Origin of the sequence: Streptomyces sp. Alt3 (assembly GCF_030719215.1) — a bacterium.
Classification (GTDB): domain Bacteria; phylum Actinomycetota; class Actinomycetes; order Streptomycetales; family Streptomycetaceae; genus Streptomyces; species Streptomyces glycanivorans.
In genome coordinates this window covers 6,220,201-6,240,361 of sequence record NZ_CP120983.1, presented here as the reverse complement: position 1 = coordinate 6,240,361, position 20,161 = coordinate 6,220,201, and the positions used below count along the sequence as shown (strand labels likewise).

The window sequence follows — 20,161 nt, the reverse complement described above, 5'->3', positions numbered from 1 at the left end:
TGCCGTTCAGGCGCTGCTCCGTGCGCGGACGGGCGTCCAGCGGGCGCGGTGGCGGTGGCGCTCGCCGGGGTCGGCGGGTCCGGGTCTCCGCCGCGACCCCAGCAGCCCCAGGAGGAATCCCGCCGGGATCGTGACGAGGCCCGGGGTCTGGAGCGGGAAGACGTCGAAGTCCCACTCCGGGAAGAGCGCGACGGGGGTGCCGGAGAACGCCGGTGACAGGATCATCAGGACGCCGATCAGCGGGAGCGTCCCGTACACGGTCCACCGCACGCCGCGGGCGTCGAAGCCCGGCCGGAACAGGGCGTACAGCAGGACGGGCGGCAGGACCGAGGCCGCCGCCGCGAACGACAGGGAGAGCAGGACCTGCGGGTTGCGGTCGTGGGTGTACGCCGAGAGCAGCACGGCGAGCGCCCCGATCCCGACGACGGCCAGGCGGGCCCGCCTGATCTCCCTGAAGGAGGCCTTGCCCTCGCCCTGGGCTCCCGACGTCACGGTGAAGTCGCGGGCCAGGGACGAGGCCGCGGCCAGGGTGATACCGGCGACCGCGGCCAGGGTGGTGGCGAACGCGGCGCACGCCACGAGTGCGAACAGGGGGCTGTCCCGCGGCCCCGCCGCACCTGGGTCGAGGGCGCTGGTCACCATCAGCAGGGAGGTGCCGCCCGCCGGGTCGGCGGCGTGCAGCAGGTCCCGGCCCACCAGCGCGGCGGCGCCGAGTCCGACGACGACGATGCCGGCGCACAGCAGGGCGACGGGGCCCACGGCCCAGATACCGGCCCGGCGGGCGGTCCGGGCGTCGCGGATGGGATGGAGCCGCATCATGATGTGCGGCATGCAGGCGGCGCCCAGCAGGAGGGTGGCCTGGAAGCCGATGAGGTCGAGCGTGCCGGCGGGCCCGTGGCCGAACTGCAGCCCGGGGCGCGCGTAGTCGCCTCCCGCCTTGCTGCCGGCCCGGGCGGCGTCGAAGAGCGCGAACGGGGACCAGTCGAAGCGTGCGAGGACGAGTCCGGCGAGCAGGGTGACCGCTCCCAGGACGACGGCCACCTTGAGGATCTGGATGTAGCCGGTGCCGCGCATGCCGCCGAACGCCGAGTAACAGACCATCAGCGCGCCGCTGGCCACGGTGCAGCCGGTGAGCGCGCCGTCGGGAAGTCCGAACATGGAGGTCATGACGCGCCCGGCGGTGGTGAGCTGGACGAGCAGCAGCGGGGCAAGCACGACGAGGGTGGCCACGCCGAGCGCGCGGCGCACGTCCCCGTCGCCGAGCCGGTCGGCGAGGAAGTCGCCCAGGGTGAACACGCCCTTGCGGCGCAGGCGTTCGGCGAACAGGCGCATCACCAGGGCCAGTGAGGCGACCGTCGCCAGGGCGAACAGCAGGCCGTCGAACCCGGCGAGCGCGACGGATCCGGTGGTGGAGAGCAGTGTGGCGGCGGAGACGTAGTCCCCGGCGATGGCCAGTCCGGCTCCGACGGGGCCGAGGGACGCGCCGCCCGCGTAGAAGTGCTCGGGGTCGTCCTGGTCGGCGGCGGCGAGTCCGCACAGCAGCAGGGACACGGCGACGAAGCCGAGGAAGATGACCACGGCCAGGGACCGGGCGTCGATCGCGCCGCTCACCGGGTTCGCTCCGCCGGCACGGCTCCGCAAGGGGCAGCTGAAGACATGCGCGCCATGGCAGCAGCCGGGGCGCGGGTGGCACAGGGGGCGGGCGCGGGGCGCGGCGCCGGTACAGCCCGCCCGGCGCAGGACTGTGCGTCGGCACAACGGGGCGGGCGGCCGGGGGTCGACCCTCCCCGCTCCAGGAGACCTGAGGGGGCCTCAAGGGGATCTGGGAGGGCGTGGGTCGGGCCGGTCCGCGAGCCCCTGCGGGGCCCGGCCCGGCATGGGCGGCCGACCGCGGCCGGCCGACCTCCCGGGGCCCCCGGGAGGCGCGGGGCGCCTCAGCCCGCCAGCAGGCGTCGCGCCGCCAGGGCCAGGGACACCTCGACCGCGTCCGACGGCCGTGTCAGGCAGCGTCCCGTCAGCTGCTCGAACCTTCGCAGCCGGTTCAGCACGGTGTTGCGGTGGCAGTAGAGCTTCGCCCCCGCCCGCTGCGCCGAGCCGTCCGAGTCGAGCCAGGCGGTCAGGGTCTCTATGAGCACGTCACGGTCGGCGGGGTCGAGCCGGTCCAGCGGCCCGAGGACCCGGTCGGCGAGCGCGGTTCCGAGACCGGGCGAGGACACGACGAGCGCGGTGGGCAGGTGCTCGTCGAGCAGGACGGTGCCGCCGGACGCGGGGCAGGCCCGCAGCGCCGTCTCCGCGAGACGCCGGGCGTCACCGACGGAGGCGAGTCCGTCGACGACGGAGCTGACCCCTACGCGGGTTCCCGGGGGCATCGTCAGGCCGGCCGCGAGCGAGGCGAGTTCGCCGTCGGAGTCCACGGTGGCGCCGGGGCCCGGGGGGCCTTCCGGGTCGCCGTCGCGAGGCGGTTCCGCGTCCGCCGAGGCCGGAGCCGTCCCCAGGGGCAGGATCGCCAGGTCCACGTCCCCCGCCGTGTACCAGAGCGCGGGAGTCCCTCCGGCCAGGCTCAGCGGCGGGCGCCCGGTGCCGTGCGGGGCGCGGCGGGCGCCGGCGACCGCGAGTACCGCGTACCGCCCGTGCACCGGGACCTCCAGCATCGCCGCGGCGTCCGGCAGGTCCGCGATCCGGGCGGTTCCGTCCAGCAGGGCCGCCGTCATCAGGCGCTGCTGGTTCTCGCGGCGCCAGGAGAGCCGCCGTTCGGCCTGCCGGTACGCCTCCGCGACCACGGCGCAGTGTTCGTCGACGAAGTTCCAGACGTCGGCGGCCACATGGACCAGCAGCCGGGTGTCCTCGGGGTGGCGCCGGGCCGTGTCGTCGACGAGGTCCTGCCAGACCATGGCCCCGCCCATCCGGAAGGCGTGCATGACCGCGTCGAGCGGCACGCCCTGCTCGGCCCGGTTCTCGCCGATCCACCGGGAGGTGCGGTGGGCCGCCTCGCGGAATTCCCTGGGCTGGATCAGGGAGGCGACGTTGTGCCGCAGCGAGTGGTGGACCTCCTGCCAGATCTCGGTGGGCTCGGCCTCCATCGCGGCGCGGTAGGCGGGCTCCTGCTCGCGCAGCGCCTCGACCAGCCGGTCCGTGAGTTCCGGCAGCGCCTCCAGGAGCACCCTGGCCGCCCGGTGGAGCACGGCGACGGCCTCGCGGTCGGCCAGCGAGCGTGCGCGGTGCGGCAACGGGGTGACGGAGGGCGGTCCGTGCAGCGCCCTGATCCGTGAACGTACGACCTGCGGCATGGCGGCCTCCACCGGGAATCGGCCGGCTGCGGTAGGGCCGGCCCCGGTGTGCGCCCGGCCCGGCATTGGGCAGGCGCACACCGATTGATCCTGACGACCGCAGAATGGCATACCGCCCGGTCGGTACCTAGAGGTCTGCGCGGTTCTTCTCATCACGGTCCTGCAACCTCGCCCCGCCCACGCGGTCCAGCAGCCGTGCGAGCTCGGTCCGGGACCGGACGCCGAGGGCGGCGAAGACGTTGCGGAGGTGGTGGTCGACGGTGCGCGGGCTCACCGAGAGCCGCACCGCCACCTCACGGTTGGTGGCGCCCTCGGCGACGCATCGGGCGATCCGCTGCTGCTGCGGGGTCAGTCCCGCCAGCGGGCCCGGGGCGCTCCTGTCCGGCGCGTCCACCGCCTCACCGGCGGCCCTCAGCTCCCCTCCGGCCCGCGCGGCCCAGGCCCGGGCGGAGCAGCGTTCGAAGGCGACCAGCGCGTCACGCAACGGACCGCGGGCCTCGCGGGTACGGCGCAGCCGGCGCAGCAGCTGCCCCTGGAGCAGCCGGGTGCGGGCGCGTTCGAAGTCGCCGCCCGCACGGTCGTGGTGGGCGAGCGCCTCCTCGTACCGGGCGGCGGCCTCCTCGCCGGGCGCGAGCAGGGCGCGGCAGCGGGCCAGCTGGGCGGGGACCTGGGGGTCGGTCGTCCGTGCGGTCCACAGGGCGAACTCCTCTACTGCGACGGCGAGTTCACCGGCTCCCTCATGGGCGCGCCCGGAGAGCACCATGGCCTCGACGTAGCAGGGCACGGCGAGCATCCGGGTGGCGAAGTGTCCCGTCCCCGGCCCCGGCCTGACCAGCGGGCCGAGCCGGGCCGCGGCCTCACCGGGCCGGCCTGCCGCCAGGTCGGCCCGGGCGACCGCCCAGGTGGCGAGCATGGCCGCCTGCGCCAGGCCGTGCGGCCCCGCCCCGGCCAGCGCCGCGTCCGCGTGCGCCGCGCACGCCTCGGCCGGCCCTTCCACCGAGGCGGCGAGGGCGAGCACCGCGTGCAGATGTGTGGCGGAGTTCCGCTGGCCGGTACGGCGGGCCGCGTGCAGTCCTTCCAGCGCGTGGGCGCGGGCCCTGGCGTGCTGGCCCGAGCGCAGTTCGGCGTACGCGAGCTGCTCCAGGGCGTGCGGCAGGAGGGCCTCCGGCCCCCGGGTGCGTACGACGGCCAGGGCGCGCGCCCCGGCCCGGCAGGCGGCGTCGACCTCCCCGAGGACCAGGGCACAGGCGCCGGCCCGCAGGAGCTCGCCCGCGTCCTCGGCGCGGTCGGCGGAGTCGAGACAGCACCGCAGGAGGGCGTGGCCCCGGTCGGGGTGCCCGGCGAGCACGGCGCACATGCCTGCGCGGTACTGGGCCATGGGCCGGTCGGCCGCGGCGACGGGGATGCGGTTCATGGCGTCCAGGTACGCGATGGCGTCCCCCATGTCCCAGGCCGCCTCCGCGGCGCCGAACAGGGCGTCCAGGGTGCGGCGCGGGTCGTGCGGGGCCAGCAGTTCCGCCGCGGTCAGGAGCGCCTCGCGGGCGTCGGCGGCCGGTCCGTCCCGGAGCGCGAGCATGCCGCGCACGTAGGGGGCGGCGCCTCCGGCGAGGTGGGGGCCGACGCGGGCCAGCATGGCGCGGGCCCGGCCGGTGTCGCCGGCCAGCCTTGCCTGTTCGGCGGCGGCGGTGAACCGGGCGGCGCGCAGGGTGTCGTCGGTGGAGAGCGCGGCGGCCCGGGCCAGCGCGGCCGAGCGCTCGCCGTGCGGGCGCGGGGCGGCGGCCGCCTCCTCCAGCTGCTCGGCGAGGTCGGCGTCCGGCCCGGTGGCGGCGCAGGCCCTCTGGACGAGTGCGGGCAGCGGCGCGGGGCCGGGGCCGCCGAGCAGCCCGGCGAGCAGCTCGTGCACGGCGCGGCGGCGGCCGGGGGGTGCCCGGTGCAGGATCGCCCGGCGCAGCAGCGGGTGGCTGAAGTGGACCCGGCTCCCCGCGCGCTGGAGCGCCCCGGCGCTGCCGGCCGGTGCGAAGAGCACCCGGTCGAGGTGCGATGTGGTGAGTCCGGCGCGGGCTCCCGCCCGCAGCAGCAGGGCCGCGTCGGAGCCCGCCCCGTCCGGTTCGTGCTCCTCCGCGGCGGCGGCCAGCAGGAGCAGGGTGTGGGTGTCGGGGGACAGCCCGTCCAGATGCGCGGCGTGGGCGTCGAGGACGCTCTCGCCTCCGGGCAGCGGGTACGGCAGTGCGGTCCGTCCGGCCAGCTGGCCCGGGGTGAGCCGCCCTGCCAGTCCGGCCAGCAGGCGCGGGTTCCCGGCCGCTTCGCGCAGGAGTTCACCGCGTACGACGGGGTCGACGTCGGCCGTGCCGCCGGTGAGCCGGTCCAGGAGCGCGGTCGCCGCGTCGTCGTCCAGCGGGCCGAGGCGCAGGGCGGGCAGCCCGGCGAAGGCGGTCTCGTCGGCCGCGCCGATCACCACCGCGACGCGGCTGCCCGCGCCGAGTCTGCGGGCGGCGAAGCCGAGTGCGGCCCGGGAGTCGGGGTCCCAGACATGGGCGTCGTCCACGCAGACCAGCAGGGGCTGTTCGGCCCCCAGGGCGCGCAGGAGCCCGAGCAGGGCGCCGGGGGTCATCCCGGAGCGCAGGATCGTGTCGGGTACGAGGGGCAGCGGGCCGGGGGCGGAACAGAGCAGGGCGTGGAGCCCGCTGTAGGGAAGTCGCTGTTCGGTGGAGGCGGCGGAGGCGTACAGCACGGGGCCGCCGTGTCCTCCGAGGTAGTGGGCGGCGGCCTGCCGCAGCAGGGCGGTACGGCCGAGGCCGGGCGGCGCGGTCACCACGAGGGCTCCGCCGTCACCTGCCCGCAGCCGTCCCAACAGGGTTTCCAGGATGGCCAGTTCACCGCTGCGGCCGTACAGCCGGAGCGGACTGTGCACGGTCGTCGTTGGGGTCACACTTTCACGTTACTTCCGCGTAAACAGCGTCGGAAGGCTCGCGTCCGCTCCCCGTTCCCGGTCGGCGCGGAGCGGTGCGGGCTCCCAACGGAACGTCGTACGCGCTGTGCCGGGGCACAGTCCCGGCCCGTTCCGCTGCGGGCGCCCGTAACGTCGGTGCATGACTGATGAATTGCGTACACACGACGGTTTGACCCTGCGCTGCTGGTCCTGGTCCCGGGACCCGGACGGCGCCCTGCCGCCCGTGGTGCTGCTGCACGGTTTCGCCGCGCACGCTCGGCTGAACTGGGAGGGCCCGGGCGTCGTCGAGGCGCTCGTGGCGCGGGGGCGCCGGGTGTACGCCCTGGACGCGCGCGGCCACGGCGCGTCGGACCGGCCCCATGACGACACGCACTACGGCGAGTCGCTGATGGCCCGTGACGTGCGTCTGCTCATCGACCGGATCGGCTCGGACGAGGTGCACGTGGCCGGGTACTCCATGGGCGCCGTGGTGGCCGTGCTGGCCGCGGCGCAGGACAGCCGGATCAGCCGTCTGGTGGCCGGGGGGATCGGTGCGGGCGCGGTCGAGGTGGGGGGCCTGGACACCAGGGTGATGCCTCCCGAGCTGGTCTCGGCGGCGCTCACCGCCGAGGACGCGGCGGACGCACCCGAGCGGACCAGGGCCTTCCGGATCCTGGCCGACACGGCGGGCGGCGACCGGCTGGCGCTGGCCGCGCAGATACGGGCCGTGCACCGGGACGCGCTGCCGCTGGACCGGATCACGGTCCCGACGCTCGTTCTCGCCGGTGCGGGCGACCCCCTGGCGACCCGGCCCGAGGTGCTGGCCTCGGCGATCGCGGGGGCGGAGCTGACCGTGCTGCCGGGCGATCATCTGACGGCGGTGCGCGACCCCGGGTTCGCCGAGGCCATCGTCTCGTTCCTCGCCCGGACCTGACGCCCGCGCCGTGCCGGGGGCCGGACCGCGGCCGGCGCGGCCCGGCCCTCGGCACGGCTCCGTCGGGGAACCGGGGCCGTCCTGTCCGTCGGGGCCCCGGTCGTGGCGGTGCTCAGTCGGGTAGCGGGCAGTCCTCCTTCGCGGGGGTGTTTGCGGCCTCGGTGCCGGGCCCCAGAGGGGCCGGGAGGGTGAACTCCGTGCAGGAAGCGGGTTCGTCGGCCAGGGCCGGGACCGTCGTGACGACGACGCGTACGCCACCGGCCACGGGCCGGTCCACCCGCCAGGGGTCGGCCCGCACGATGCGGCCGATCTCGGAGTCCGTGAGTTCCCCGTCCTGGGCCGCGTCCGCCAGCTGCCGGGCGAGGCCCGCCACCTGGAGGCGCTGGTTCTCCGTGCGTGTGCGGTCGGCCCCCTCGGGCAGCCGGTCCCCGAGCCACCACAGGAGCGTTCCCGCGACCGCGAGGACGAGCGCCGCCAGGGCGACCGTTACGACAACGACGGCGCCTGCCGGCCGGCGCGCCTTCACGCGTCCGGCCGGCCGGCCCGTCGGAGGGTGTTCCGTGTGATCGCTCATGTCACCGACGGTCGTACCGCATCACGAGCCTGTGTATCCGAGTGCGGTCAGTCTCGACTTCATCACGTTCGCGTACCCCGTGGTGCCGTCGGACTTCGGGTGGAAGGACTCGCGGCTGAGGCACCCCTCGGGGAGCCAGTCGGCCGTGCAGGAACCGGTGACCTTGGTGACCGGGTCACCCTGGTGGAAGTCGCCGTCGCCGTTGGGGCCGATGACGATCTTGTTGATCCACTCGGGGTCGTCGCAGCCCGCGTGGCCGACGAAGGCGTCGACCGGGTTCGCGTACGCGATCTTCATGCCACCGGTCTTGAGCTGCCCGACCAGTTTCTCCTGCTCGGTGTCGGCGTGGTTGACCAGCTCGGCCAGCGCGGCGACCTCGGGCATCATGTAGTAGAGCGAACCGGCGCACTTGACCGTACGGCTGAGCAGTTCCGGATAGCCCATGAGCACGATCTGCGCGTTCGGCGCCTTGAGCGCGATGTCGCTCAGGGTGCTCGACAGGTTGGGGATCATCGTCCGGTCGACGATGCCCTTGTACTTGGGCAGGAAGTCCGGGTCCTCGTTGCAGTTGGTCCCGATGCCCGCGCAGTCCATCATGGCGTTGGTGAACCCGCCGCCGTCGTTGCCGCCGAGCGTGAGCATCACCAGGGTGGTCTCCGGGGTGAGCACCCCGGAGTTGACCTGGTTGATCTCCTTGAACTGCCCTTCGCCGAAACTCTGCGAATCCGCGTCGAACGGACTGTTCCAGACGTTCCTGGTCATCGCACCCGAGCAGGCCACGAAACCGAGTTCGGCGGTGGAGCTCCAGTCGTCCGAGAGCTGGCCCAGCGAGGTCGAGGTACCCGGCAGGACGACCTTCCGGGACCATGCGTTGTCGCTGCGCCGGCAGGCGTTCCAGCGGTCGGTGCCGTGGTCCGCGTCGGACTCGGGGCTGTAGTCGCCGGCCCCCTCGCCCGAGGTGTAGGAGTCGCCGAGGACGGCCACGACGTGCTTCGGCTTGGCCGGCAGCGGCTGGAAGGCCACCGCGTCCCAGGCCACGTCCTCGCTGCCGTCCCCGTCCTCGGTCTGGCTGCCGAGGCGGACCCGGGGCGTGCCGCTCATGTTGTACACGCCGAGCGAGACCCAGGTGTTGGCCTTGATCTTCTGGTTGACGTAGCGGGTACGGGTGAACGAGCCGGAGCCGGTGTCGATCTCGTACTTGGCCTGCTGGGTGTGCGCCCCGTGGTCGGGGATGTGCACCATCACCCGGGACCAGCCGTTGAGCGCCTTGCCCAGTTTCCAGGTGCCCGTGGTACTGAGGCGGTTGGCGTCGCCGGTGCCGGTCTCGCGGCTGTGGGTGAACCAGAAGTGGTTGCTGTAGCCGGCTCCGATCTGATGCAGGTCGATCTTGCCCGGGTAGAAACCGCCCGACTCGGCGAAGGTGAACTCGAAGGTGCCCGCGGAGGACACCGCCGACGGGCAGCGGCTGTCCGACCCGGACGGCCGGATGCCGTCGGCCACGTCGTCGATGACCAGCGCGTCGCCGGGAACGCCGCCCGAGCAGCGCGGCGCGTAGGAGTTCTCGTCCGGCTGTTCGGGATAGGTGTCGTCGAAGCGGTGGATCGCGTTGCCGCAGACTCCGACGGCACAGTTCTTCCAGGTGGTCGCCGGGATCGGCTTGTTCCACCAGCAGTAGAGGTCGGTGCGGGTGCAGGCTCCCATGCCGGGGTCGTTGGAGTCGTTCGGGCCGATCTTGCTCGGGTCGCACTCGTTGGCGGTGGTGCAGAACAGCGACTCCGGCGGCTTCAGCGCCGTACGGTCCGCGACGGTCGTCCACCAGGCGGGGCGGTACCCGGCCTGCATGTCACCGGGCTTGAAGAGGGCCGAGATGGGGCGGGCGGCCCAGCCGAGTACCTTCTCCTGGTAGGGCCAGTGCTGCGGGTTCGCGGCGTGCGAGTAGTCGTCGGTACCGCTCGCGTTCTCCAGGAACGGGGTGCGGTTGGCCTTCCACAGCGGGTTGGCCGGGTTGTTGGTGAAGCCGAGGCCCCACTTGCCCTTGTTCTTGCTCGCGTCGGCCTCGGGGTAGTAGCCCGAGTTGTACGCCCACAGCGCGAAGAACCAGCTCTCCAGGTACTTCGGGTCGCCGTTGGCGATGGTCATCCCGCCGGCCTTGGTCTGGTTCCACTTCTCGATCAGGATGTTGACGCCGGCCGCGATGTTCGCGGTGTAGTCGACGGCCACGGCCTTCTGCTGGAGCGAGGACCATCCGGTGTCGCTCGCGCGCATGTTGTCGGTGACCTGGGTGATGCCGTAGCCGCAGTCCGACTCGGACCAGTCGATCGCCCACGGGTCGGGGATCTGGCCGTCGGAGTTGTACTTGGTGCCGTAGTAGTTGCCGATCAGGGAGTTGGCGGTCACCCCGGGGACTGCGTACCTGGTGGCCTGCCACATGTTGGATTCCTGAGCGGTGATCCCGAGCATGACCTGCGCCGGTATCTGGCCGCCGCCGGTCAGCGAGTCCCGCGGGAACAGCTGCTGGGGCGCGTAGGAACCGACGCCGGTGCTCTTCCAGTTGGCCGGGCGGGACACCAGCTTGTTCAGGTTGTTGCTGATCGCCTGGTCCACCGCCCACTCCACCTGGCGGGGTGTCGGCTGGAACGCCTGCTGGCGGGCGTCACCGCGGGCGACGGCGCAGGTGCGCTCCGCCTCGACCGGGTTGTGCGGGTCGGCCGCCGCCGCGAGGGACGCGGTGCGGTCACCGGGTGCCGTGGTCCCGACCCCTTCCAGCGCCGGGGAGAGCTTCTGGCCGGCGTCCTGGTGCGGGGCGCCACCGGGCAGGATCTCCAGGGCGGCCGTCCTGCCGGTGCCCAGGTCCTTGAGGTCGATGAGCGCGGTGCGCTCGGCACCGGTCTCTCCGGCGCGGGCCGGGTGCTTGCCGTCGCCGCTCCAGCCGGCGGCGGTCACCAGGACCTTGCCGTCGGTGGAGGCGTGCGCGTCCTTGGGGGCGTCCGCCGGGCGGCGCACGACGGCGGGCAGGGCGGAGACGGCCTGCCGGGTCTCACCGGTCACCATCACGGTGCCCTCGGCGCTCGACGTGAGGTCCATCTTCGTGAGGGTGCCGGTGGCGAGCTCGCTCGGGGCGCCCTTCCCGGTCCTCACAGCGGCCGCGTCGACCCGCATGACGGCGCCGTCCTCGGCTGCCGCAGCTCCGGCCTTCGCCGGGGCCGTGGGCCGGTCGAGGTAGACGAGGCCCCCGTCGCGGTCGGCCTTCAGCTGGAAGGGGATGCGCCGGGTGAGGGCGACGGTGCTGCGCGCGCCCTTCCGGTCGATCCGGACGAGCCTGTTCCCGTCGGCCGCGACGACGTCGTCGCCGTACGGCACGGCAGAGGTCACCTGGCCCGCCAGCGTCAGGGGTTCGGCGGCCTTCCCTGACGCCGCGTCCACCCTGACGATCCGGGTCTCGTTGCGCGCGGAGCGGTCGTCGGCGAGCTGCGAGAACACGGCCGTCTCGTCGGTGCCGCATCCCGGTGAGAAGTAGGCCAGGGACGCCTGGAAGGGGAGTTTGGTGACCTTCCCCGTGGCCAGCTCCACGACAGCGGTGAACGCGCCGCGCGACATGAGCTGCTGGTCGTTGGTGAAGGTGCGGGGTGCGTACGCGACCACGGCGCGCTTGCCGGAGCCGGTGACGCAGACGTTGCCGATCCAGCTGTCGGCCTCGAAGCCCGGCTCGGCCAGGGTGGCCGCGGTGCGCCAGGCGTAGCCGTCCGCGCGTCGGGCGGTCAGGAGGTGGAACCCGGCGGCGTCCCCGGAGGTGCTCCACGCGAGGTCGTCGGACGCGGTGTACGCCTTGCCGAGCACGGCGGCGCGTTGTCCCTCCGGCAGGGCCACCGGCCGCACGGAGTCCTCGGACTTCGTCTTTTCACCGCTCCAGCCCTGGACGGACCCTGGGGGCGCCTTCGGTTCAGGTGCGGCGTTCGCCCCCACGGGGAGCGCGGCGATCAGTGCTGCGGCGGTGGCGAGTACGACGGTGGTGCGTACGGCTCTGCTGCGGTGCCTGTGACCCGCCTTCGGCCTGGCTCTCATGCTTGCGGCCTCCCGTTGTCTGCGTGGTGTGCGCCGCAGATGATGGCCCATGGCCATCTCGCGTCACTCTCGGCACGCGTGTCACGGAACGGCGGCTCCAACTCCGCTTCTCGCCGGAGGATGTCCGCCCATGGGAGAGGACGGCCGCCCACCGGATGTGGGCGGCCGTCGCGGTGACACGGGGAGGTGCCTCGGACGGCGGGGGCCCGGAACGCGCCCCCGCCGTCCGTGGTCAGGAGGTGTGCGGGCAGTTGCCCTTGTACTCGGCGATCGTGAGGCTCGTCGACGGCAGTGGGCAGAGGAACTGCTCGTAGCGGGTGTCGTTGTCGATGAACCGCTTCAGCCACGAGATGCTGTACTTCGCGATCGTCGTGTTGGACGTGTTCGGCGTGAAGTGCGTCGCCCCCCGCAGCTCCAGATACGCCTTGTCCAGCGAACTCGGCAGCGAGTTGTAGAACGGCTTGGAATGCGTGGCCACCGGGGCGACCGTGTCACCGTCCGCACCGATCACCAGCGTCGGCGTCTTCACCTCCGGCCACGTCTTGTCCGTGTTCCAGCCCGTCAGCGGGATCGCCGCCTGCAACGACGGACGGTCCTTCGCAGCCTCCAGCGTGCCACCGCCACCCATCGAGTGGCCCATCACGCCCAGCCGCGAGGAGTCGACCCTGCTCCGCACCGAACTCGTACCGGTCAGGTAGTCCAGCGCCGCGAGCAGCTGGTCACCACGGCTGGCCGGCTGGTCCAGCGTGGTGTTGGTGTCGATGGTGAACACCACGAAGCCCTGCGAGGCCAGACGCGGCCCCAGCCAGGCGATGCTCGACTCGTAGGCGGTGAAGCCGGGCGAGATGACCACTGCCCCGAACGTCCCGTCCGAGGTGGACGTCGGGTAGTAGATCGTCCCGCCGCCGAAGCCTCTGACGCTCAGAGAGGACACGGAGGTCTGGGACGTGGCGTACGAGCCGCGGAGCGCCTCGATGCTCGAATTGCTCGGCGCGGGTCCGCGCTCGTACGGATTGTCGGCGGCCTGGGCTCCGCCGGGGACGAGCGCGGTGAGCAGACCGGCGGTCGCCGCGGCGGCTGCCAGGGCGCCCTTGAAGGTACGGGAGCGGCTCTTCGACATCCGGTGGCTGCGTGGGGAGATGTCGCCGGAGGGGAGGTGCTGCTGCACGAGGGTTCCTCTCGGTTGGGGCGTCACCTCACCGCGGGGGCCGGCCGCCCCGTCGTCCTGGGGCGTCCGTGGGGTGCACCGCGTGGGTTGGCGCGCCGTCGTTCATCGGCCTGTCGCCACTGTCGCGGTGGGGCACCCACGCGGGCATCGGCGAGATCGCCGGTCTTGGCCGCGGGCGGCCACGCGGTCGGCGGGAGCGGAGCGGAAGCACGAGGAGCCGGACCGCATGACGCGGTCGGCGGGAGCGGAGCGGAAGCACGAGGAGCCGGACCGCATGACGCGGTCCGGCTCCAGGTGCTGTCGGCCAGGAGGTCGCGGAGGTGCTGTCGGTCAGGAGGTGTGCGGGCAGTTGCCCTTGTACTCGGCGATCGTGAGGCTCGTCGACGGCAGCGGGCAGAGGAACTGTTCGTAGCGGGTGTCGTTGTCGATGAACCGCTTCAGCCACGAGATGCTGTACTTCGCGATCGTCGTGTTCGACGAGTTCGGCGTGAAGTGCGTCGCCCCCCGCAGTTCCAGATACGCCTTGTCCAGCGAACTCGGCAGCGAGTTGTAGAACGGCTCCGAGTGCGTCGCCACCGGGGCGACCGTGTCACCGTCCGCACCTATGACCAGCGTCGGCGTCTGCACCTCCGGCCACGTCTTGTCCGTGTTCCAGCCCGTCAGCGGGATCGCCGCCTGCAACGACGGACGGTCCTTCGCCGCCTCCAGCGTGCCACCGCCACCCATCGAGTGGCCCATCACACCGAGGCGGGAGGCGTCGACCCGGCTCCGCACCGAACTCGTACCGGTCAGGTAGTCCAGCGCCGCGAGCAGCTGGTCACCACGGCTGGCCGGCTGGTCCGCGGTCGTGTTGGTGTCGATCGTGAAGACCACGAAGCCCTGCGAGGCCAGACGTGGCCCCAGCCAGGCGATGCTCGACTGGTAGGCGGTGAAGCCGGGCGAGATCACGACTGCCCCGAACGTCCCGTCGGACGTGGACGTCGGGTAGTAGATGGTGCCCCCGCCGAAACCGCTGACGCTCAGCGAGGACACGGTCGTCTGGGACGTGGCGTACGAGCCGCGGCTCGCCTCGATGCTCGAATTGCTCGGCGCGGGTCCGCGCTCGTACGGATTGTCGGCGGCCTGGGCGCCCGGCATCAACGCGGTGACCAGACCGGCGGTGGCGGCCGCGGCCGCGATGCCCAGCTTGACGGTACGGGAGCGGCTCTTCGACATCCGGTGGCTGCGTGGGGAGATGTCGCCGGAGGGGAGGTGCTGCTGCACGAGGGGGGATCCTCTCGGTCGTGGCGCAACCACGACGCGGCAGCCGGGGGCCCGTCGTCCGGGACCTTCGGGGGAGCACCGCGTGGGTGGCGCCGTCAGTTGCTGACGGCGCCACTCTTGCGGCGTGAGCTGCGTGCGGACATCGGCGAGATCGCCGGTCTTCCCGTACGGCTGTCCCTCTGGGCGGGGTCAGCGAACGGGGTGTCCGGTCTCGCGCAGAGCGCCCTTGACCTCGGAGATCCGCAGGTCACCGAAGTGGAAGACGGACGCGGCGAGGACCGCGTCGGCGCCCGCGTCGATGGCCGGCGCGAAGTCCGCGAGGCGGCCGGCGCCACCGGAGGCGATGACGGGGACGGTGACGTGGGCCCGAACCGCCTTGATCATCTCGGTGTCGTAGCCGTCCTTCGTGCCGTCGGCGTCCATCGAGTTGAGCAGGATCTCGCCCGCGCCGAGGTCGGCGGCGCGGTGTGCCCACTCGACGGCGTCGATGCCGGTGCCCCTGCGTCCTCCGTGGGTCGTCACCTCGAAGGTGCCCTCGGGGGTGCGCCTGGCGTCGACGGACAGGACGAGCACCTGGCGCCCGAAGCGTTCGGCGATCTCGCGGATGAGCTCGGGGCGGGCGATGGCGGCGGTGTTGACCCCCACCTTGTCGGCCCCGGCGCGCAGCAGCTTGTCGACGTCGTCGGGGGTGCGGACCCCGCCGCCGACGGTGAGCGGGATGAAGACCTGCTCGGCGGTGCGGCGCACGACGTCGTACGTCGTCTCGCGGTCACCGCTGGAGGCGGTGATGTCGAGGAACGTCAACTCGTCGGCGCCCTCGGCGTCGTAGAGCTTCGCCATCTCGACGGGGTCGCCCGCGTCGCGCAGGTTCTGGAAGTTGACCCCCTTGACGACGCGGCCCTTGTCGACGTCCAGGCACGGGATGACCCGTACGGCGAGAGTCATCGCTCACCTGCCCGGTAGGCCTCGACCTCGACCTCGACGACCAGGGAGGGGTCGACGAAGCCGGACACGATGATCATGGAGGCGGCGGGGCGGACGTCGTCGAACAGCTCCTTGTGGGCGCGGCCCACCTCGTCGACGTCCCGGGCGTGCGTGATGTACATCCGGGTGCGGACGACGTCCTCACGGCCGAGTCCGACCTGCTTCAGGGCGTCGAAGGCGACCTGGAAGGAGGCGGCGGCCTGCTCGTACGGGCTGCCCGCCAGGATCTGGCCGTCGACCACCGATGTGCAGCCGGAGACCAGGACGAGCCCGGTGGGGAGTTCCACCGCGCGGGAGTAGCCGAACTTCTCCTCCCAGGGGGCGCCCGAGGACACGCGGCGTACGGAGTCCGTCATGCGGCGACCGCCTTGAGGGCCTCCTCGAGGGTGAACGCCTCCGCGTACAGCGCCTTGCCGACGATGGCCCCCTCGACGCCTTCCGGGACGAGCAGGGAGATCGCGCGCAGGTCCGCGAGCGAGGAGACGCCGCCGGAGGCGACGACAGGCTTGTCGGTGGCGGCGCAGACGTCCCGCAGGAGGGCCAGGTTGGGGCCCTGCAGCGTGCCGTCCTTGGCGATGTCGGTCACGACGTAGCGGGCGCAGCCCTCGGAGTCGAGGCGGGCAAGCGTCTCGTAGAGGTCGCCGCCGTCGCGGGTCCAGCCGCGGCCGCGCAGTGTCGTGCCGCGGACGTCGAGGCCGACGGCGATCTTGTCGCCGTGCTCGGCGATGACCTTGGCGACCCATTCGGGGGTCTCCAGGGCGGCGGTGCCGAGGTTGACCCGGCGGCAGCCGGTGGCGAGGGCCGCGGCGAGCGACGCGTCGTCGCGGATGCCGCCGGAGAGCTCGACCTTGATGTCCATGGCGCCGGCCACCTCGGCGATCAGCGCACGGTTGTCGCCGGTACCGAAGGCGGCGTCCAGGTCGACGAGGTGCAGCCACTCGGCGCCGGAGCTCTGCCAGGCGAGGGCCGCCTCGAGCGGGGAGCCGTAGGAGGTCTCGGAGCCGGATTCGCCGTGCACGAGGCGGACGGCCTGTCCGTCGCGTACGTCTACGGCGGGGAGCAGTTCAAGCTTCGGCATTACAGCGTCTCGATCCAGTTGGTCAGCAGCTGGGCGCCGGCATCGCCGGACTTCTCGGGGTGGAACTGGGTGGCCCACAGCGCGCCGTTCTCGACGGCGGCCACGAACCGCTCTCCGTGCGTGGCCCAGGTGACCTTCGGCGCGCGGATCTTGGCGTTGGTCACTTCGAGGGACCAGTCGTGCGCCGCGTAGGAGTGCACGAAGTAGTACCGGGCCTCGGGGTCCAGGCCCGCGAAGAGCTGGGACCCCTCGGGGGATTCGACGGTGTTCCAGCCCATGTGGGGCACGACGTCGGCCTTCAGCGGTCCGACGGTGCCGGGCCACTCGTCGAGGCCCTCCGTCTCGACGCCGTGCTCGATGCCGCGCTCGAACAGGATCTGCATCCCGACGCAGATGCCCATGACGGGCCGGCCGCCGGACAGCCTGCGGCCGACGATCCATTCGCCGCGCGCCTTCTTCAGACCCGCCATGCAGGCAGAGTAGGCGCCGACGCCGGGGACGAGCAGCCCGTCGGCGTTCATCGCGGTGTCGAAGTCGCGGGTGATCTGCACGTCCGCGCCGACGTGGGCGAGGGCCCGCTCGGCGGACCGGACGTTGCCGAAGCCGTAGTCGAAGACGACGACCTTCTTCTTGTCGCTCACAGTTTCCTCAGTCCCAGAGTCCCTGGATCCGCATGATGCCCGCCACCAGGCACATCACGGAGCCGATCCCGAGGAGCACGACGACGCCCTTGGGCATGCCCTGCTTCCAGAAGGAGTAGACCCCGCCGGCCAGGAAGAGGCCGACGAGGATCAGAACGGTGTTGAGGCCGGTCACAGGGCGCCCTTCGTGGAGGGGAGGATGCCGGCCGCGCGCGTGTCGTGCTCACTGGCGTACCGCAGGGCGCGGGCCAGTGCCTTGAACTGGCACTCCACGATGTGGTGGGCGTTGCGCCCGTACGGCACGTGCACGTGCAGGGCGATCTGCGCCTGGGCGACGAAGGACTCCAGGATGTGCCGGGTCATCGTCGTGTCGTACTCGCCGATCATCGGCGCCATCTTCTCCGGCTCGGTGTGCACCAGGTAGGGGCGGCCGGAGAGGTCGACGGTGACCTGGGCGAGCGACTCGTCCAGCGGGACGGTGCAGTTGCCGAAGCGGTAGATCCCGACCTTGTCGCCGAGCGCCTGCCGGAAGGCGGCGCCGAGCGCGAGGGCGGTGTCCTCGATGGTGTGGTGCGAGTCGATGTGCAGGTCGCCCTCGGTCTTGACCGTGAGGTCGAAGAGGCCGTGGCGGCCGAGCTGGTCGAGCATGTGGTCGTAGAAGCCGACCCCGGTCGACACGTCGACCTTGCCGGTGCCGTCGAGGTTGATCTCGACGAGCACGGAGGTCTCCTTGGTGGTCCGCTCCACTCTTCCTACGCGGGCCTCGCGAGTCATGCGTCGTGCTCCTTCTTCAGTTCGCGCACCGCATCGAGGAACGCGTCGTTCTCGGCCGGGGTCCCCGCGGAGACCCGCAGCCATCCCGGTACGCCGTTGTCCCGGACCAGGACTCCCCGGTCGAGGATCTGCTGCCAGGCGGTGTGGCTGTCGGCGAAGCGGCCGAACTGGACGAAGTTGGCGTCCGAGTCGGTGACGGCGAAGCCGAGCTCCCGCAGTCCGTCGACCAGCCGGTCGCGCTCGCTCTTGAGCTGCGCGACGTACCCGAGCAGCGTATCGGTGTGCTCCAGGGCGGCGAGCGCGGTGGCCTGGGTGACGGAGGACAGGTGGTACGGCAGGCGCACCAGCTGGACCGCGTCGACGACGGCGGGGGCCGCCGCGAGGTAGCCGAGGCGCAGGCCGGCGGCGCCGAAGGCCTTCGACATGGTGCGGGAGAGCACCAGGTGGGGGCGGCCCTCGATGAGCGGGAGCAGCGAGGGGTGGTGGCTGAACTCGCCGTAGGCCTCGTCGACGACGACCATCGAGGGCCTGGCCGCCTGGGCGGCGTCGTACAGCGCGAGGACGGTCCCGGCGTCCACGGCGGTGCCGGTGGGGTTGTTGGGCGAGGTGATGAAGACGACCTCGGGCCGGTGTTCGGCGATGGCCTTCTTCGCGGCCTCCACGTCGATGGTGAAGTCCTCGTTGCGCGGCCCGGAGATCCAGCCGGTGCCGGTGCCGCGTGCGATGAGGGCGTGCATCGAGTACGAGGGCTCGAAGCCGATCGCGGTGCGCCCGGGGCCGCCGAAGGTCTGGAGCAGCTGCTGGAGTACCTCGTTGGAGCCGTTGGCGGCCCAGACGTTGACGGCGGAGACCTCGTGCCCGGCGGTGCGGGTGAGGTAGCGGGCGAGCTCGGTGCGGAGCTCCACGGCGTCGCGGTCGGGGTAGCGGTTGAGGTCGCGGGCGGCTTCGCGGACCCGCTCGGCGATGCGGTCGACGAGCGCGTCGGGCAGCGGGTACGGGTTCTCGTTGGTGTTCAGCCGGACCGGTACGTCCAGCTGGGGCGCTCCGTACGGGGACTGCCCGCGCAGTTCGTCGCGGATCGGGAGCGCGTCCCAGGGATTGGTGCTGTTCGTCACGCCTGCGGAACCTTCCAGCCGAACCTGGCCTTGAGCGCGGCGCCGTGGGCGGGGAGGTCCTCCGCCTCGGCGAGGGTCACCACGTGGTGGGTGACCTCGGCGAGCGCGTCGCGGGTGTAGTCGACGATGTGGATGCCGCGCAGGAAGGACTGCACGGACAGGCCCGAGGAGTGGCAGGCGCAGCCGCCGGTGGGCAGGACGTGGTTGGAGCCGGCGCAGTAGTCGCCGAGGGAGACGGGAGACCACGGGCCGACGAAGACCGCTCCGGCGTTGCGGACCCGGTCGGCGACGGCGGCGGCGTTCTCCGTCTGGATCTCCAGGTGTTCGGCGGCGTACGCGTCGACGACCTTGAGGCCGTCCTCCAGGTCGTCGACGAGGACGATCGCGGACTGGCGGCCGGCCAGCGCGGGCTCGATCCGGTCGGTGACGTGCTTGGTCGCGGCGACCTGCGGGGCCAGCTCGGCCTCGGTGGCGGCGGCGAGCTCCTCGGAGTCGGTGACGAGGACGGCGGCGGCCATCGGGTCGTGCTCGGCCTGGCTGATCAGGTCGGCGGCGACGTGCACCGGGTCGGCGCCCGCGTCGGCGAGGATCGCGATCTCGGTGGGACCGGCTTCGGCGTCGATGCCGACGCGGCCCTTGAGGAGGCGCTTGGCGGCGGCGACGTAGATGTTGCCGGGCCCGGTGACGAGGTTCACCGGCGGGCAGTCCTCGGTGCCGTACGCGAACATCGCGACGGCCTGGGAGCCGCCGGCGGCGTAGACCTCGTCGACGCCGAGGAGGGCGCAGGCGGCGAGGATCGTGGGGTGCGGAAGGCCGCCGAACTCCTTCTGCGGCGGGGACGCGACGGCGATGCCCTCGACGCCGGCCTCCTGCGCGGGGACGACGTTCATGACGACGGAGGAGGGGTAGACCGAGCGTCCGCCGGGGACGTAGAGCCCGACACGCTCGACGGGCACCCACTTCTCGGTGACCGTGCCGCCGGGGACGACCTGGGTGGTGTGCGTGGTGCGGCGCTGCTCGCGGTGGACGAGACGGGCGCGGCGGATCGACTCCTCCAGGGCGGCGCGCACGGCTGGATCGAGCGTCTCCAGGGCGTCGGTGACCGCACCGGCGGGGACCCGGATCGAGTCCAGCCGCACCCCGTCGAACTTCTCCCCCCAGTCGATCACCGCTGCCGAGCCACGATGGCGTACGTCCTCGCAGATGGGCCGCACCGTCTCCAGGGCGGCTTCCACGTCGAACTCGGCACGGGGCAGCAGGTCGCGCAGGGCTCCACCCTCGGGGAGGGCGGTGCCGCGCAGATCGATTCGAGAGATCACACCGCAATTCTCTCAGACCGGTTCCGGCGTCCG

The 20,161-nt window shown here is 72.8% G+C and carries 16 protein-coding genes; 1 reads left to right on the top strand and 15 read right to left on the bottom strand.

Annotated features, from left to right (window positions below):
* Positions 1–6: 6 nt before the first annotated feature.
* The 3 genes from P8A20_RS27525 to P8A20_RS27515 form a co-directional block, all read right to left on the bottom strand.
* Positions 7–1,611: a sodium/solute symporter gene (locus P8A20_RS27525; protein ID WP_306104412.1), complete on the bottom strand. Its 1,605-nt coding sequence runs from the start codon at positions 1,609–1,611 to the stop codon at positions 7–9.
* Positions 1,612–1,934: 323 nt separating this feature from the next.
* A complete protein-coding gene (locus P8A20_RS27520) occupies positions 1,935–3,287 on the bottom strand; it encodes a PucR family transcriptional regulator (protein WP_306104411.1) in 1,353 nt (450 codons plus the stop codon).
* A gap of 127 nt (positions 3,288–3,414) precedes the next feature.
* Positions 3,415–6,216, bottom strand: coding sequence for a helix-turn-helix transcriptional regulator (locus P8A20_RS27515; RefSeq protein ID WP_371934415.1), 2,802 nt, complete (start codon positions 6,214–6,216; stop codon positions 3,415–3,417).
* Positions 6,217–6,376: 160 nt separating this feature from the next.
* On the opposite strand from P8A20_RS27515, the gene P8A20_RS27510 reads away from it, so the two are divergent.
* Positions 6,377–7,150 carry an alpha/beta fold hydrolase gene (locus P8A20_RS27510; RefSeq protein WP_306104410.1) on the top strand — a complete coding sequence of 258 codons (774 nt, stop codon included), beginning with the start codon at positions 6,377–6,379 and terminating at the stop codon, positions 7,148–7,150.
* A 112-nt stretch (positions 7,151–7,262) separates the two neighbouring features.
* Here the strand turns inward: P8A20_RS27510 and P8A20_RS27505 are convergent, their stop codons facing one another.
* The 12 genes from P8A20_RS27505 to hisD form a co-directional block, all read right to left on the bottom strand.
* Entirely contained in the window at positions 7,263–7,724 is a 462-nt protein-coding gene (locus P8A20_RS27505; protein WP_147962953.1) for a hypothetical protein, read from the bottom strand.
* 21 nt (positions 7,725–7,745) lie between these two features.
* Positions 7,746–11,786 (bottom strand): golvesin C-terminal-like domain-containing protein, encoded by a 4,041-nt coding sequence (locus P8A20_RS27500; protein ID WP_306104409.1) that lies wholly within the window; start codon positions 11,784–11,786, stop codon positions 7,746–7,748.
* A 232-nt stretch (positions 11,787–12,018) separates the two neighbouring features.
* Entirely contained in the window at positions 12,019–12,954 is a 936-nt protein-coding gene (gene bdeA, locus P8A20_RS27495; RefSeq protein ID WP_147962955.1) for a bis(hydroxyethyl) terephthalate hydrolase, read from the bottom strand.
* Positions 12,955–13,284: 330 nt separating this feature from the next.
* The gene (bdeA, locus tag P8A20_RS27490) at positions 13,285–14,217 is read right to left on the bottom strand and encodes a bis(hydroxyethyl) terephthalate hydrolase (RefSeq protein ID WP_306104408.1); all 933 of its coding nucleotides are present in this window, start codon (positions 14,215–14,217) and stop codon (positions 13,285–13,287) included.
* A gap of 189 nt (positions 14,218–14,406) precedes the next feature.
* A complete protein-coding gene (hisF, locus tag P8A20_RS27485) occupies positions 14,407–15,162 on the bottom strand; it encodes an imidazole glycerol phosphate synthase subunit HisF (protein ID WP_147962957.1) in 756 nt (251 codons plus the stop codon).
* Entirely contained in the window at positions 15,159–15,557 is a 399-nt protein-coding gene (locus P8A20_RS27480; RefSeq protein ID WP_147962958.1) for a RidA family protein, read from the bottom strand. Before P8A20_RS27480 ends, hisF begins: the two co-directional genes overlap by 4 nt.
* Positions 15,554–16,279 (bottom strand): bifunctional 1-(5-phosphoribosyl)-5-((5-phosphoribosylamino)methylideneamino)imidazole-4-carboxamide isomerase/phosphoribosylanthranilate isomerase PriA, encoded by a 726-nt coding sequence (gene priA / locus P8A20_RS27475; RefSeq protein ID WP_147962959.1) that lies wholly within the window; start codon positions 16,277–16,279, stop codon positions 15,554–15,556. Before priA ends, P8A20_RS27480 begins: the two co-directional genes overlap by 4 nt.
* A complete protein-coding gene (gene hisH, locus P8A20_RS27470; protein WP_147962960.1) occupies positions 16,279–16,920 on the bottom strand; it encodes an imidazole glycerol phosphate synthase subunit HisH in 642 nt (213 codons plus the stop codon). Before hisH ends, priA begins: the two co-directional genes overlap by 1 nt.
* Before the next feature lie 7 nt (positions 16,921–16,927).
* Positions 16,928–17,095: a CG2302 family histidine operon protein gene (locus tag P8A20_RS27465; protein ID WP_187282376.1), complete on the bottom strand. Its 168-nt coding sequence runs from the start codon at positions 17,093–17,095 to the stop codon at positions 16,928–16,930.
* A complete protein-coding gene (hisB, locus tag P8A20_RS27460) occupies positions 17,092–17,694 on the bottom strand; it encodes an imidazoleglycerol-phosphate dehydratase HisB (protein WP_147962961.1) in 603 nt (200 codons plus the stop codon). The genes P8A20_RS27465 and hisB overlap by 4 nt, the downstream gene beginning before the upstream one ends.
* Positions 17,691–18,809 carry a histidinol-phosphate transaminase gene (locus P8A20_RS27455; RefSeq protein WP_147962962.1) on the bottom strand — a complete coding sequence of 373 codons (1,119 nt, stop codon included), beginning with the start codon at positions 18,807–18,809 and terminating at the stop codon, positions 17,691–17,693. Before P8A20_RS27455 ends, hisB begins: the two co-directional genes overlap by 4 nt.
* On the bottom strand, positions 18,806–20,128 hold the full coding sequence (gene hisD, locus P8A20_RS27450; protein WP_147962963.1) for a histidinol dehydrogenase: 1,323 nt from the start codon (positions 20,126–20,128) through the stop codon (positions 18,806–18,808). Before hisD ends, P8A20_RS27455 begins: the two co-directional genes overlap by 4 nt.
* Positions 20,129–20,161: the final 33 nt, after the last annotated feature.